The organism is Bartonella massiliensis (genome assembly GCF_902150025.1).
GTDB lineage: Bacteria > Pseudomonadota > Alphaproteobacteria > Rhizobiales > Rhizobiaceae > Bartonella > Bartonella massiliensis.
In genome coordinates this window covers 72,952-88,139 of sequence record NZ_CABFVS010000018.1, presented here as the reverse complement: position 1 = coordinate 88,139, position 15,188 = coordinate 72,952, and the positions used below count along the sequence as shown (strand labels likewise).

Annotated in this window: 10 protein-coding genes and 1 other RNA gene; all 11 read left to right on the top strand. The window is 37.8% G+C overall.

Annotated elements, in window-relative coordinates; all coding sequences use genetic code 11:
- Positions 1-242: 242 nt before the first annotated feature.
- The 11 genes from FNZ60_RS04790 (at position 243) to murD (ending at position 15,145) form a co-directional block, all read left to right on the top strand.
- Positions 243-1,181: an ArsR/SmtB family transcription factor gene (locus FNZ60_RS04790; RefSeq protein ID WP_142416539.1), complete on the top strand. Its 939-nt coding sequence runs from the start codon at positions 243-245 to the stop codon at positions 1,179-1,181.
- Positions 1,182-3,767: 2,586 nt separating this feature from the next.
- On the top strand, positions 3,768-4,145 hold the full coding sequence (locus FNZ60_RS04780; RefSeq protein WP_142416537.1) for a hypothetical protein: 378 nt from the start codon (positions 3,768-3,770) through the stop codon (positions 4,143-4,145).
- A 1,226-nt stretch (positions 4,146-5,371) separates the two neighbouring features.
- Positions 5,372-5,881 (top strand): lytic transglycosylase domain-containing protein, encoded by a 510-nt coding sequence (locus tag FNZ60_RS04775; RefSeq protein WP_142416536.1) that lies wholly within the window; start codon positions 5,372-5,374, stop codon positions 5,879-5,881.
- A gap of 83 nt (positions 5,882-5,964) precedes the next feature.
- Positions 5,965-6,355, top strand: an RNA gene (rnpB, locus tag FNZ60_RS04770) — RNase P RNA component class A.
- 263 nt (positions 6,356-6,618) lie between these two features.
- Complete coding sequence (gene rsmH, locus FNZ60_RS04765) at positions 6,619-7,617, top strand: 16S rRNA (cytosine(1402)-N(4))-methyltransferase RsmH (RefSeq protein WP_142416535.1); 999 nt, start codon at positions 6,619-6,621, stop codon at positions 7,615-7,617.
- Positions 7,614-8,021, top strand: a complete 408-nt coding sequence (gene ftsL, locus FNZ60_RS04760; RefSeq protein WP_142416534.1) for a cell division protein FtsL — start codon at positions 7,614-7,616, stop codon at positions 8,019-8,021. Before rsmH ends, ftsL begins: the two co-directional genes overlap by 4 nt.
- A complete protein-coding gene (locus tag FNZ60_RS04755) occupies positions 8,018-9,760 on the top strand; it encodes a peptidoglycan D,D-transpeptidase FtsI family protein (protein ID WP_142416533.1) in 1,743 nt (580 codons plus the stop codon). The genes ftsL and FNZ60_RS04755 overlap by 4 nt, the downstream gene beginning before the upstream one ends.
- Positions 9,761-9,783: 23 nt before the next feature.
- Complete coding sequence (locus tag FNZ60_RS04750; RefSeq protein WP_142416532.1) at positions 9,784-11,235, top strand: UDP-N-acetylmuramoyl-L-alanyl-D-glutamate--2,6-diaminopimelate ligase; 1,452 nt, start codon at positions 9,784-9,786, stop codon at positions 11,233-11,235.
- Entirely contained in the window at positions 11,232-12,653 is a 1,422-nt protein-coding gene (locus tag FNZ60_RS04745; protein WP_142416531.1) for a UDP-N-acetylmuramoylalanyl-D-glutamyl-2,6-diaminopimelate--D-alanyl-D-alanine ligase, read from the top strand. Before FNZ60_RS04750 ends, FNZ60_RS04745 begins: the two co-directional genes overlap by 4 nt.
- Positions 12,654-12,675: 22 nt before the next feature.
- Complete coding sequence (gene mraY / locus FNZ60_RS04740) at positions 12,676-13,746, top strand: phospho-N-acetylmuramoyl-pentapeptide-transferase (RefSeq protein WP_142416530.1); 1,071 nt, start codon at positions 12,676-12,678, stop codon at positions 13,744-13,746.
- Positions 13,747-13,750: 4 nt separating this feature from the next.
- A complete protein-coding gene (gene murD / locus FNZ60_RS04735) occupies positions 13,751-15,145 on the top strand; it encodes a UDP-N-acetylmuramoyl-L-alanine--D-glutamate ligase (protein WP_142416529.1) in 1,395 nt (464 codons plus the stop codon).
- Positions 15,146-15,188: the final 43 nt, after the last annotated feature.

Sequence of the window (15,188 nt, the reverse complement as noted above, 5' to 3'; positions counted from 1 at the left end):
TTTCTATGATTTTTTATCTCTACCTTTTGTTTATAAGGTGCAAGAGAATGATTGTTATTGATTTTATCATGAATAGTTTTCAAATGAGAAAAACGGACAGTATTGGGGGCATTTATTGTAAGGTGTGGAGTGATTAATTATCTTTGATAAAACAGTGGCAACGAAATAGATAAGAATATGCGTCTTATGCTTGACTTTTTTCTCTATAAACAAATGTTTATAGGAATGTTGGAGGGAAATTTATGAAAAAGAGTACAAGTTTAGATGCGGTGACTGTGCTATTGAAAACGGCCGCAGAAGTAAGTCATTTACGTGTTCTTACCCTCTTGCAGCATGAAGATTTAACAATCTCTGATTTTATTTTTATTCTTGATCAATCGCAAGCGCGTATATCACGATATTTATCTTTATTGTACGAAGCACGATTGATTGAGCGTTATCAGAAGGGAGATTGCCTTTATTTTAAGCTTTGTCATGATTTTTGGGGGAAAGACATTATTATGAGTGTTCTTTCGGCTTTGCCAAAGCATGATGCTTTGTTAGCGCACGATTTAGAACGTTTGAAGGATATCAAAAAACAGCGTCAAAAAATGAGAAAGAAGCATTTCTTACAAAATGCGTCGCGATGGGAGGACTTACGGTCATCCTATAGGGCAGATCATGGTATGGAAAATGCTTTACTTAAAATCGTGGGTGATAAGCCGTTTCAGACGATGCTGAGTATTGGAATGGGGGGAGATTCTGTCTTAAAATTATTTTCTGATCTTTATACGCATGCGGTTGAAGTTGTGCTTGATCGTGATGTTTTGCATTTGCCTGTTGGAGAGACAACTTTTGATTTAGTCATTCTTTATTGGGCTTTACATTTTCTTGAAAATCCTGAAAAGGCTTTTCATGAGATATCAGATGTTTTGCGTCCTCATGGTCGTTTATTGATTGTGGATTTGGCTTATCATAAAGCTTTGTCTTCACTTTCTGATCAAGCGCCTATGCGTTTTGGATTTTCGGCTTTACAAATAGAACAATGGCTGAAAAATGCGGGACTTATTTTAGAGCAAACAGTTCATCTTACTCCTATACAAAATACAAAAAGAGAGGAGGATATGGTTACGCTTTGGCTTGCACGTGATCCGCGTTTATTGGTTGATGATATCAAAGATAAACAAATCAATTTTGCATAAAACGTATTTGTTAATGTTCTTTATTCTCCGATTGTTTTCAGGAAACAGCGTAGAGATAAAACTTTCTTCAATCATTGAAGTGTTGTTGTTTTTTATATTTGTATTATTTTTTATACGGGAGGGTTGAAGTTTCATAGGGGCGTGTGGGTCCTGTGTAATGAAAGTGCCTTTGATAGGGTATAAGGCTATGAAGATTGTCATTTAGGTGTCTTGATATCATATTTTTTTATTTAAATTTTTTTTTATAATCCAAAAGCGTTTGTTTATCGGTTACAAGAGAGAGATATTTATCTAAATAACACCGTTTGGAAAGGGAAATACGCCTCTCATACATTTTCTAATTATGAGAGCAGCTACAATATAATAATAATGTTGCACAATATATTATGGTGATGGTTCATACCGTCATAAATATTAAAGATAGTGGTCCCCAATTTTAAGTTGTCTCTTTTATAAATGGTACCAAGAGATGGGGGGTAAATAGGTTTTAAAACAAGGGCATGGATAAAAAAAGCTTTAGAATTTTTCGTGGGAAAAACCTTCAAGTAATGAGAAAAGCAAAAACGTGGGGCAATGCTTTAAAAAGTATAGATGTTTTTGAAAACCGTAAAGCATTTTAAAGGGTAATATGATGGTAAAAATAGAAACTGGCTTCTACTTTTTCCTATTCTTTCAAAATTAGGTGTCTTTCTAGTTTCAAAGATTACTCAAAATAATATATGCAATATTTTTTCGCAATTTGGCCTATAAAGCTGGGACTGCTCACAAGGTTTTTATGTGCTTTAATCTTTGTCTCAAATATGCTGTGATGTGTGGAATATATTAATTTATAAGCCATAGAAAAATAAAAGCTTCGTCGATAACACCATATCATGACATATCAATTGGTCATGGGTTGGAAAGATGATATAGCGAATTTTATAAAATACTTTGTCAAACAACCATTATAATGCATCTGATTTTATTTTTATCTCTTCTGACCAACATGCATATTATATATGCTTTGCGTTATATTCATAAAATCATATGGGCAGTGATTTATGGATAGTTCGTGGCTGAAAGCAGGAAAGAAAAGCGTCCTATTACACGAAAGTTTTGTGTCTCTCGATCATGAAAAGTCTAGAGGGTTATTCAATAGTCTATTTTTCTTGCCAAACGTGAATTTCTTTTTTGGTTGATGCGTGCATCTTACAGCGTAGCTGTAATATAGCATAAAATTCATAAAGCAGTATCGTTTTTAGTTTTTTAAAGTAAAATTTGTAAGTCGGTATCATCATTTTATTTTCAGTTTTCAATATGATGTCGTCTTTGCTTTAAAATGGCTCATCAGAGATATTTTGTCTCTTTTTTATCGTTTTCATTCATCTGCCAATCTTACTTATAATGTGTGATAGGATGGCTTTGATTGATTCAATAGACGAAGATTTAAAATGAGGGGCGCTTATAAAGATTAGAAATGGTCATTTAATATGAAAATGATCAATAATTAATACAATCAATATCTTGATGTGTGAAAAAAGCACAGCAATTTTTGTGAACAAAAATTGTTTTATCTATCATTTTGCAAGGCAGTTTAAGGGGTAAAGATTAAAAGGGAATATCTGTCCTCATCGTTTTGTTATGAGAACGCAATAGGGGGTGATTGGTTATTGTACGATAATTTATCGTTATTGGGAATGATTATAGGATATGATTCGAAACAAAAATCTTCAGAGTTTTTGTTTTTTCGTAAGCTGTTTAAATTCTTTATTGATGTTGTTGCATAAGGATTTGACAATATTTTTAAATGATCATTTTCAGAAATTTATCACAAAGATAGATAAGATTTTTCCTCTAGTTTATTGTTTTTATTTAAATAATTCATCTGTTCTTTTGAACAGATATTTCTGCAGTTATTGTATAAGATTTAAAGAATAAGTTTCTCTTTTGCGGTGATTGCTGTTGAATAAGTGATTCTGCTGATTCACTTTTTTATAGGGTGAATATGTACAAATTGCTTGTTTTTTAATTGTGATCACCAGAGTTGTGAAAGAAAATATTATAAAAATTGTCATGACTTTAGATTCTGATTGATGCTTGTCGAAATAAAATTGCTTCAAAATGGGTCATTTTAAATTTTTTTTGCCTAAATTTTACCTTTTTTAAGAAATTTATAATTATTTTATGTTTTTTTGTGTAGAAGATGATAAGAATTTCTTGTTGTTTAGAGCATTTTATTCCATAGCAAGAATATTGCATCGGCTATCTTAGTGGTCGATGTGAGAGGACGATCGGGGAACCTCCTCCCCCCCCCCCCGCGTGGATCCCCTAGATTGTCTGGCCTGACTGAGGAAAACCTCAGTCAGGTTTTTTTGTAGTTGTTTTTAGGATCTGTTTGTAAGTTGTTCTTAGGAAAAAGGTGCGTGGTCTATTATTGTGTAGCCTATGGTCTCTAAATATATAGGATATAGGGTGGTTATGGCTGCTAACTGGTTAATAATATTAGCGTATTTATTTTCAATGATAAGAATTTCTCTTTATTAAGAAAGCGTTGAATGCTATAAAGGAATTCTGTATTTATATTCTGTGTTCTTTAGGGAAAAGAAAATGGGATTTTTTTGGCGTCGTATTATTTTTATTTTATTTGTGTTTTTTATTTTTGGCGCTAGCCTTTTTGCTTCTCGGAATGTTGCTGTTTATAGATTTTTTTCCGATCGCTCTTTTTCTTATTCTCAGCAAATTGATGTAACAGAAGAGTTGTTGCTTGAGAGAGTGCTTATTTCTTTTCCAGATATTATCATGCATCTTTCTAAGATGCGTCCTCAGCAGCAAGAGCTGTTTATTGAGAAAGTGCGTCGCGATGCGATTTTATTTGCTTCTGAAAATGGCCAGAGTCTTGAACAGGCTCACAAGTTTGGAGAAACTGTTGCTATGGCTCTCTCAAAAGCGATTTCTCGTCCTTCCATTGTGAATACTTATTTTTAGTTATTTTTTTAATCGCGCTTTATGGGTTTGATTTTAAGGGGCGTAGTTTTTCATGAAGTTTTGAAAAGCAAGAAGGTGGTCAATTTGTCAGGTAATGAGTAAGATCTATCTTATTCAAAAAATAAGAAGTGAGAGCATCCCGGTGATGTTACAATCATGATAGGAGTGATTACAAGCTCACCGAGAGCGTTTCAAGTTAACTGCATTATTAATGCCTACAATGATAAAAAGAATAAAAAACAGCTCAAATCAAGACAATATTTTCATAAAGGGTGCGAATAATTAGAGAGCGCTCATTTGTAGAAAAGAAAAAGCATGAATTTCTGTAACAAAACATATTAAATGCATTTTATATGCCAGTTATTTTTTGTTTGAAACTCTCAAAAGGTTTGAGCTTCCTTTTTTCTTGCGGATTTTAGGATATTTATTCATTTGTATGACTTCTGAAGATGAGGCGCAAGGCTGATAAGATATTAATCTGGGATCAAGAAAAAAATATTTAGAGGAGGATGAGAGATCCATTTTCTTTCAAAAAGTTTTGTGCGATTGCATTTTCGAGAATTTTAAAAAGCAGACGGAAATAACCGTTAGGCTTTGTTGTAGGAATAAGAGGAATATTATTTTATAGCGGTCATTGATCATTTTACATGCGAAGTGACCATCTCAAATATTGTGAAATTCTCTCGTTTTCAATCTGTTAAAGCAATCAAAATCAGGTTTTTTGCCAAAATAAGCGGGGGATTTTTGGAGGATAAAACTCTTTTTAGAAAGAAGTAAAAAAACTTTTTTGAATCATTTCAAATGCCAAAGGCTATTGTAATATTTTGAATAAGTAAAGAGCAGGATGGTTTTGTCTCTAATTGCTTTGTGAAATTGAGCTTAATAAAGAGTTTAATTATCGTTTGTAAAAAAAATATTATGTCTCTTTAAATTGCTATTTTTGTACTATAAAATGATTTATACAACATCAATAAAATAAATAGATAGAGTATATCATTTTATTGAATATGCTATAAGATTAGCTATAGTCTCTTTATTTTTTTTATTTTATGATATAGAGCAATCTATAACTTGTGCATAAAGAGATTTTCTTTTATAGCAGAATTTTATCTTGAAATGGTCTTAGTATTTCCTTTTTTAAGTCGTTCTTTTGCTTTCTTTTTTTGTACAATACGCCTGAAAATTATTTGTGGATAGAATTTTAGAATGTTGTGAAGAGAAAGAAAATGCAATTTTTGAAAATCTTGTTAAATACAGCATATGCTGTATTTTTTGTATTTGGTATCAGTTGGGCTCATAGTGTTTTAAATATTGCAGAATCAAAAGAAGGCTCAGGGATTGTTGCTTCTAAGACACCAGCTCGTCCTTATGAGTTTCTTATTCGGAAACTCGCAAATAAGTATAATGTTCCGGTTAATTTAGCGCATGCTGTTGTAAAAGTTGAAAGTAATTATAAAGCACGTATAAAAGGGGCAGCAGGAGAAATAGGTTTGATGCAAATTAAACCCTCAACGGCACGAGGCTTGGGCTTTAGTGGTTCTGTACAAGATTTGTATGATCCTGCGACCAATCTTGAATATGGTATGCGTTATTTGGCACGGGCCTATAAACTCAGTGGTGGAAGTACGTGTGGTACAATCCTTAAATATAACGCAGGTCATGCTGCAAAAAAAATGAATTCCATTTCAGCAAAATATTGCAAAAAAGTAAAAACGTATCTTGCTTCTTTAAAATGAAAACGTTTTTTAAAAGAGATTGGCTATAAAATATTTTAAGATGCTATTTTCACGAAGCAGAAAGTGTTTTATAAGTTAATGCGTCAGTCGGCTGGGCAACCGCGCTTGTCCAATGCTGAAAAGCGGCAAGTGAGGAAAGTCCGGGCTCCATGGAAAGACGGTGCCGGGTAACACCCGGCGGGGGTGACCCTAGGGAAAGTGCCACAGAAAGTAAACCGCCTATTTTTATAGGTAAGGGTGAAAGGGTGGAGTAAGAGCCCACCGCGCATTCAGTAATGAATGTGGCAAGGTAAACCCCACCGGGAGCAAGACCAAATAGAAATGACGTGCAAGATTTTATTTGCAGCCGATTTCCGGGCGAGTCATTCGGGTAGGTTGCATGAGGCGGATGGTAACATCCGTCCTAGATGAATGGTTGCCATGTAAAGCATAAGCTTTACTATACAGAACCCGGCTTATAGGCCGACTGATATTTTATGATGCTGCACGATTTTTTATAAAATCAATGGCATATGGGCTTTTATAGAGTCTGTGTTTGAAATGGACATTTGAATAAAGAGCGTTTTAAAAAATTATAACATTTCTTTAAGTATAATGCGTTAGGATGTGTCTTGGGATAACGTTAGCTTTTTTTATTCATTGTGATTAATATGAAGGTTGAGGCTTGGGTTATTCTGATATCGGTTGCTATGAGAGAGCTGTTGATTTGAAACAGCATAACTTCAAGACGGATTATTTTGACAAAACAGGATCAAAGAGCTGAACGCCATATTCCAGTGTTGTTGCAACCAGTTTTGGCTGGGCTTATGCCATTGGTTGGAGCAAAAGTGATTGATGGCACCTTTGGTGCTGGTGGTTATACGCGTGCTTTGTTAGAGGCAGGGGCACAGGTGATTGCTCTTGATCGTGATCCTCATGCTATTAGTGCGGGACAAGCCCTTGTTGATGAGTTTTTTCCACGGCTTCGTTTGATTCATATGGAATTTTCACAGCTCGATTGTGTCGTTGAAGAGAAGGTGGATGCGGTTATTTTGGATATTGGCGTCTCTTCAATGCAGCTTGATGAAGCAGAAAGAGGTTTTTCTTTTCAAAAAGATGGTCCATTGGATATGCGAATGGCTCAGACGGGTTTTACAGCCAGCGATGTTGTCAATCATTTAAAGACGAGGGATTTAGCGCGTATTTTTAAGATATTAGGAGAAGAGCGTTATGCAGGGCGCATTGCACGGATGATTGAAAAGCGTCGTGTTGTTCAACCTTTTTTGCGAACAGGTGATTTGGCTTATGCCATCGAAGCCTTGGTAGGGCGTAAGCCAGGGGATCGTATTCATCCTGCAACACGTGTATTTCAGGCTCTTCGTATCTATGTTAATGATGAAATTGGTGAATTAGCGCGTGGTTTATTTGCTGCTGAACGCGTTTTAAAAGCAGGAGGCCGTTTGGGGGTTGTCAGTTTTCATTCTCTTGAAGATCGTATGGTTAAAAGATTTTTTTCAGCACGTTCTGGAGAGTGTATGAGATCACGTTATTTGCCTGAAATAAAGCATTCTCCAGAAACATTTTTCCCTTTGTTTAAAGGGGGAATAACGGCAAATAAAGAGGAGTTACAACAAAATCCTCGTTCACGTTCTGCAAGATTGCGTATAGGGGTGCGGACTGATGCGGAGGCTCTTGGGGAAGATATGAAATTTTTTGGTTTAGCAGAAATTGCCAGTTTTGAAGGTGGCAAGAAATGACAGTTTTCCGTACATTTGATATGATTTTAGTGATGATTATGATTTGTATGGCAGGGCTTACTTATAAGGTAAAATATGATGTTCAAAAACGAATGAGCGAGGTTCGTCATCTTGAGCATGAAATTGCAGCAGCAAAAAATACGGTGCGTTTGCTTTATGCAGAATGGGCTGTGATGATAAAGCCTTCACGCATGCAAAAACTTGCAAAACGTTATCAAAAAGAACTTGGGTTAGAGATTATACAGCCACGTCAAATTGTGGAGTTTAAAGATATTCCGGTACGGGTACATGATCCAATTGAAGAAGTGATTAAACAAAATATCTTGGAAGATAATCAGGATATTTTGGCAAATAATCGGGCTTCTCAGGTCAAAGGCGTTGTTCAAAAAGGCGCACGGCGATGAAATCGACCTTTTTATTTTCACAGAAGAAAAAGCGTTTAAAGAATTCGTTGAATCATCATAATGTTTCTATTCGTGGTTCTTCTTCTAGCCGTCCCCGTTTGCTTTTTTCGTTGTTCTGTTTTTTAATTTTATATGGCATCATGGGCGCTTGTTTGATTTCTTATGGACTGGAAGGTGGACAGATCGAAGAAGCAAAGGGGCCAAGCGTTCTTCAATTGACGGCACGGCCTGATATTGTGGATCGTAATGGTCGTTTATTGGCAACAGATATTAAAACTTATTCACTTTTTGCTGAGCCAAGACGTATTATTGATGTGGATGAAACAATCGAATTGCTTTCAACCGTTTTATCTGATCTTAATTGGCAGGAAACCTATAATCGTTTAAAAAGAAAAACAGCTTTTTCTTGGATACAGCGTGGATTAACCCCCATGCAGAAGACGCAGATTATGGCTCTTGGTATTCCAGGCATTGGTTTTCGGACGGAGATTCGTCGTTTTTATCCTGATGGGCCTATAACTTCCCATATTCTCGGCATGGTCAATGTGGATAATCAGGGCATTGCGGGTATGGAAAAATATATTGATGATACGGGGTTGAGTGCTCTGCGTGCTGCTGGTCTTGCCGTGGAAGAGTCATTAAAACAAGTTCAGCTTTCGATTGATGTGCGTGTTCAGGCAATTGTTCATGATGAACTTATTCAAGCTATGAAGCGTTATAAGGCAATTGCTGCAGGCGCTGTTATTTTGAATATACATACGGGGGAAGTTTTGGCTTTGGCATCACTCCCAGATTTTGATCCCGAAAATCCTACTGAAGCGTTAAAAAGTGATCGTTTAAATCGAATGACAGCTGGAGCTTTTGAAATGGGATCGATTATTAAAAGTTTTACGACTGCTATGGCTCTTGATTCTGGTCTTTTTCATTTAAACAGTATTATTGATGCTTCAAAGCCGATAAAAGCAAGTAGTGGCTATACGATTCATGATTTTCACGGAAAAAGTCGTCCCTTAACTTTATGGGAGGTTTTTATTTATTCTTCCAACATTGGTTCTGCTAAAGAGGCATTAACGATAGGGATTGATAAACATCGTAGTTTTTTGCAAAGATTGGGGCTTTTGGATCGTCTTACAACAGAGTTGCCAGAAGTTGCCCATCCTATTGTCCCCCATCATTGGAAGGATATTCATTCTATGACAATTTCTTTTGGACATGGCATGGCAACAACACCTTTGCAAACAGCCGTTGGGGCTGCTGCTTTAATGAATGGTGGTTGGTTGATTACACCTACATTTTTAAAACGGACAAAAGAACAAACTTTGCACCACGCCAAACAGGTTTTACAGGCCAAAACAAGTCAAAATATGCGTTACCTTTATCAATTAAATAGTGATATTGGTTCTGGACGTAATGCAAAAGTGGAAGGCTATCGGGTGGGTGGAAAGACAGGAACAGCTGAGAAAGTTGAAAATGGAAAATATTCTAAAACAAAAAATTTCAATAGTTTTCTGGCTGCTTTTCCGATTGATGATCCTTCTTATGTTGTTTTAACAATTATTGATGAACCTAAGCCAGAGGAGGGAAAAAGTTCCGCAACAGCAGGGATGAATGCTGCACCAATACTTGCTAATATTATTCGTCGCTCAGCAAGTTTTCTTGGTGTAAAGCCCGATTTTAAAAAAGAATATGAGCCTCTTTTAAGTAAAGAGAGCCATTCAAATTTCGTTAAACAACGGTAAAATGAAGATAAAGGTGCGTCGTTATGTTGTTTGGAACAGTTTTTACAGAATCTCTTGAAGATCAGAATCTTTCTTCAATGGAAATAACAGGAATTAGTGCAGATTCTCGGCAAATCTTACCAGGTTATGTTTTTGTCGCTGTTCAAGGAAAACAAGGGGATGGAAGGCACTATATCCATGATGCAATAAAGCGTGGTGCACACGCAATTGTTACTGATTGTCAAGCTGTTCTTGAGAATTTATCTGTTCCAATTTTACGTGTTGCTAATATTCGTCATAGTCTCGCGTTGGCCGCTGCACGTTTTTACGGTTCTCAGCCTGAAACGGTTGTTGCTGTAACAGGGACAAGTGGCAAAACATCTGTTGTCTCTTTTATTCGGCAAATTTGGACTCATGTTGGATTGTGTGCTGCGAGTATAGGAACGGTTGGTGTTATTTCGCCTCACCGGAATGATTATGCTTCTCTTACAACACCTGATCCGGTTGTCTTACACCGTCTTCTTTGTGAAATTTCTCATGAAGGGGTGACCCATGCAGCTCTTGAAGCTTCTTCACATGGGCTTGATCAAGCACGTCTTGATGGCGTTCGTTTAACGGCTGGGGCCTTTACCAATTTAGGGCGAGATCACATGGATTATCACAGATGCGTAGAGGATTATTTACGGGCTAAAATGAGGTTATTTGATACACTATTGCCTATTTCTGCTCCTGCTGTGATTTTTGCTGATGATATCTATTCACAAAAGGTTATTGATGCTGTTAGAAAAGCGCGCCGCCATGTCTTGACAATTGGTCGTAAGGGGCAATTTATCACAATTAATCGTGTTGAACATCAGCGTTCAAAACAGTGTATTGAGTGTCGTGTGGAAAATAAGATTTATACATTTGATTTGCCTTTAGCTGGAGATTTTCAAGTGGCCAATGCGTTTGTGGCGGCAGGACTGGCCATTGCAACGGGTGTCTCTCCTGATAAGGTTTTTTCTGCGCTTGAAACTTTGCAGGGGGCTCCTGGTCGGTTAGAGCTTGTTGGAAAGACAGAAAATAATGCGCCTGTTTACATTGATTATGCGCATAAACCAGAAGCTTTGGAGCAAGTTTTGCTTTCTGTTCGTCCCTTTACGCAAGGGCGTTTGGTTGTCATTTTTGGTTGTGGAGGAGATCGAGATCAAGGAAAGAGAGCTTTGATGGGAAAGATTGCAGCGGATAAAGCAGATATTGTTATTATAACCGATGATAATCCGCGCACAGAAATACCAGAAAAAATACGCAAGGATATTTTACAGGCGGTACCAACAGCCATAGAGATAGCAGATCGTGGTGAAGCTATTTCTTACGCAGTGGGGCTTTTGAAAGCTGGTGATACACTCATCATTGCTGGAAAAGGTCATGAAGATGGCCAAATTATAGGGCAGATAACGTATCCTTTTTCAGATCGTCTGAAAGCGATAGAAGCTCTAGAGGGCCAAAAGAGATGACAGCTTTATGGGATAAACAAGCACTTGTTGCGGCCGTTGATGGGGTTGTCATGGGAAGCTTGCCTGAAATTTTTCCTGGGGTTTCCATTGATAGTCGTACTCTTACAGAAGGCGATATTTTTTTCTGCATTAAGGGGCATCATCTTGATGGTCATGATTTTGCTGCGCAAGCTTATGCACAAGGTGCAGGTGTTCTGATTGTTGCCGAACATCGTTTGGCTGATATGGAAAAGATATCGGCTCCACTCATTGTTGTTCCTGATGTTTTGCAAGCTCTAGAAAAACTTGGGAAAGCTGCACGCAAACGTTCAAGAGCTAAAATTATCGCGATAACAGGATCGGTGGGAAAAACAACAACAAAAGAAGCTTTGAAACAAGTTCTTGCAACGGCTGGGAACGTTCATGCGAATCTTGCTTCTTTAAACAATTGTTGGGGGGTTCCACTTACTTTAGCGCGAATGCCGATGGAGAGTGATTTTGGTATCTTTGAAATTGGCATGAATCATAAGGGTGAAATTCGCCCGTTGGTCAAATTGGTTTGTCCGCATATTGCTCTCATTACGCATATTTGTGCAGGGCATATGGGTTTTTTCAAAGATCTTGAAGAAATAGCAGAGGCAAAAGCTGAAATTTTTGAAGGATTGGATGAGGAAGGCATTGCCATTTTAAATGCGGACAGTGCTTTTTTTTCTTATCTTGTTCAAAAAGCAAAGCAATGCGGTGTAAAAAAGATCTTAAGCTTTGGTGAGGCTGAAAATGCTGATTATCAAGCGCGGGATATACGTCTTTTAAGCGATCGTTCTTCTATGATGGTGCCTATTGGAGGACAGGATAGGAAGGTCCAAATTGGTGCTCCTGGACGCCATATCGTGCAAAATAGCTTAGGGGTTCTTGCGGTTTGTGATGCTATGGGGGTTGATTTAGAGCCTGTTTTGCTTTCTTTGAGCCATTTTTCTTCTCAAAAAGGGCGGGGCATTTGTTATCGGTTGTCTTTATCGAAAGGGGGCAAATTTTATCTCATTGATGAAAGCTATAATGCTAATCCCGCATCTATGCGGGCTGCTCTTGAGCTTCTTGCGACAGGACCTATTGGGGAAGGGGGGCGGCGAATTGCTGTTTTAGGAGATATGCTAGAGTTAGGAGCCTATAGTGAAAAGCTTCATCGTGATTTAATAAAGCCTATACGTCTTTCTGGTGCTAATCCCGTTTTTTTATTTGGTGAAGCGATGAAATCTTTAATCAGTGATTTATCGGCTGATGTTAAGGTTCATTATGCTGAAAATGTTGAGAAAATTTTACCGCTTCTTTTGACAGAAATTTCTCCTGGGGATCTCTTGATGATTAAATCATCCAATAGTCTTTGTTCATCAAATATTGTGACGGCATTGCTTGATCGCTATAAAGTGGTTTCTTCCTAGTTTTAAGAGGTTTTTTTGTATCATGATGCTGTTTTTTTCTTCATTTAGTGATTGGCTTCCAGGTGTGAATGTTTTCCGTTACATTACCTTTCGCACGATAGCAGCGATGCTGACATCGGGGCTCATTGTGTTTTTGTTTGGACCTAGCATTATTGCATCTCTTAAATTGCGGCAAGGCAAAGGGCAACCCATTCGTGCCGATGGTCCTCAAACGCATTTTAAAAAGGCTGGAACACCTACAATGGGTGGATTAATGATTTTGACTGGCATTGTGGTATCGGCATTTTTGTGGTGTAATTTATCGAATATTTACTTTTGGGTATCGTTCTTGGTTATGCTTTCTTTTGGAGCCATTGGATTTTATGACGATTATCTTAAGGTCACAAAACAAACAGAGAAAGGATTTTCTGGGAAAGCACGGTTAAGCTTGGAGTTTGTTGTTGCCGCAATTGCTGCTTTTGTTATCTTGCAAATTGGCTCATCTGGGTTTGCTTTACCTTTTTTGAAAGATTATCTTATCAATTTGGGCTGGTTTTTTATTCCTTTTTCTGCTTTTGTCATTGTCGCGACGGGGAATGCGGTTAATGTGACGGATGGACTTGATGGGCTGGCTATTGTTCCTGTGATGGTGGCCGCCTTATCTTTTGCTCTGATTGCTTATCTTTGTGGCAATATGAATTTTGCTGATTATCTGCAAATACACTATGTATCGGGAACCGGTGAATTGGCTGTTTTATTGGGCGCTGTTGTTGGAGCAGGGCTTGGCTTTTTATGGTTTAATGCACCGCCTGCAGCTATTTTTATGGGAGATACCGGCTCGTTGGCTCTTGGAGGATTATTGGGGACTGTTGCGGTTGCTACGAAGCACGAAATTGTTTTAGCTCTTATTGGAGGGCTTTTTGTTGTGGAAGCTTTTTCGGTCGTTATTCAGGTTGGTTATTTCAAATTGACAAAAAAACGTGTGTTTCTTATGGCACCGATCCATCACCATTTTGAGAAAAAAGGCTGGACTGAAAGCCAAGTGGTGATACGCTTTTGGATTATTTCAATTGTTCTTGCTCTCATTGGTCTTTCAACACTTAAATTGCGGTGAGATTTTGATTTCTGTTGCATGTTATAAGGGGAAAAAAGTTGCTCTGTTTGGATTAGGCAAGTCTGGATTAGCGACGGCACAAGCATTGATGCGTGGTGGTGCAGAAGTGGTGGCATGGGATGATAATCCTGCAAGCGTGCAAGAAGCTTTTCGGCAAAATATTCCAACAAGAGATCTTCATGATGAGGATTGGTCAGAATTTGTTGCCTTAATTCTCGCACCTGGTGTTCCTTTAAATTATCCGCAACCCCATTGGGTCGTTGAAAAAGCACGTCAAGCAAATATAGAAATTATCGGTGATATTGAACTGTTTGTTCGTGCGCGCCATCATTTTTTACAGCATTATGGTTTTTGTGATGAGGATGTTCCTTTCATTGCGATTACGGGGACGAATGGAAAGTCCACAACAACGGCTTTGCTTACCCATTTGTTGGAAAAAATGGGTTATGATGTGCAAATGGGGGGAAATATTGGACAGGCGATATTGACGCTTAAGCCCTTTGTTAAAAAACGTATCTATGTGATTGAATGTTCATCATTTCAAATTGATCTTACGCCCTCTCTTCAACCAACTGTTGGGCTTTTATTGAATTTGACACCTGATCATATTGATCGTCATGGCAGTTTTGCGCATTATGTGCAAACCAAAAGGCATCTGATTGCTCAGGCTTCTCAGGCTTTTATTTCAGTTGATGATGAAGCTTGTGAGATGTTGTATCAACGGTTGCTTCATGAGGGGCATCAAATTGAGGCCATTTCCAAGGATCATTTTGTTGAAAATGGTTTTTATGCAGAGGGGACAAAGCTCTTTTCGGTTCGTCAAGGACAGCGACATATGCTTGCAGATCTTGCTTTTATGGCTGCTTTGCGTGGAGGTCATAATGCGCAAAATGCTCTTATGGCCTTGGCAACGTTGCAGGCTTTAAAAATAACCGATTCTTGTATAAACAAGCATTTAGCAAGCTATAAAGGATTACCCCATCGTATGCAGCAGGTACGTCAAATGGGGGCGGTTTTGTTTATCAATGATAGCAAGGCGACGAATGCAGAGGCAACAGCGCCTGCACTTTGCGCCTTTAATGATATTTTTTGGATTGTTGGGGGATTAGCAAAAAAGGGAGGAATTGAGTCTCTTAGAGAATTTTTTCCTAAAATTCGTAAAGCCTATTTGATTGGGAGTGCAGCGGAAGAATTTGCGCATATTATTGGATCTTCTTTTCCCTTTTCTATGAGCTTAACTTTGGAAAATGCGGTGCGTGAAGCCGCTATTGATGCCATGGGTTGTACGAAAAAGGAGGTGGTGGTTCTTTTGTCGCCTGCTTGTGCAAGTTATGACCAATTTAAAAATTATGAAGTACGGGGTGAAGCATTTATCTCTTTGGTGAAGCAGTTACCATAAAAAGAAGCATCAAGTATGAAAAAAATACTTTTGTGTTAAGACT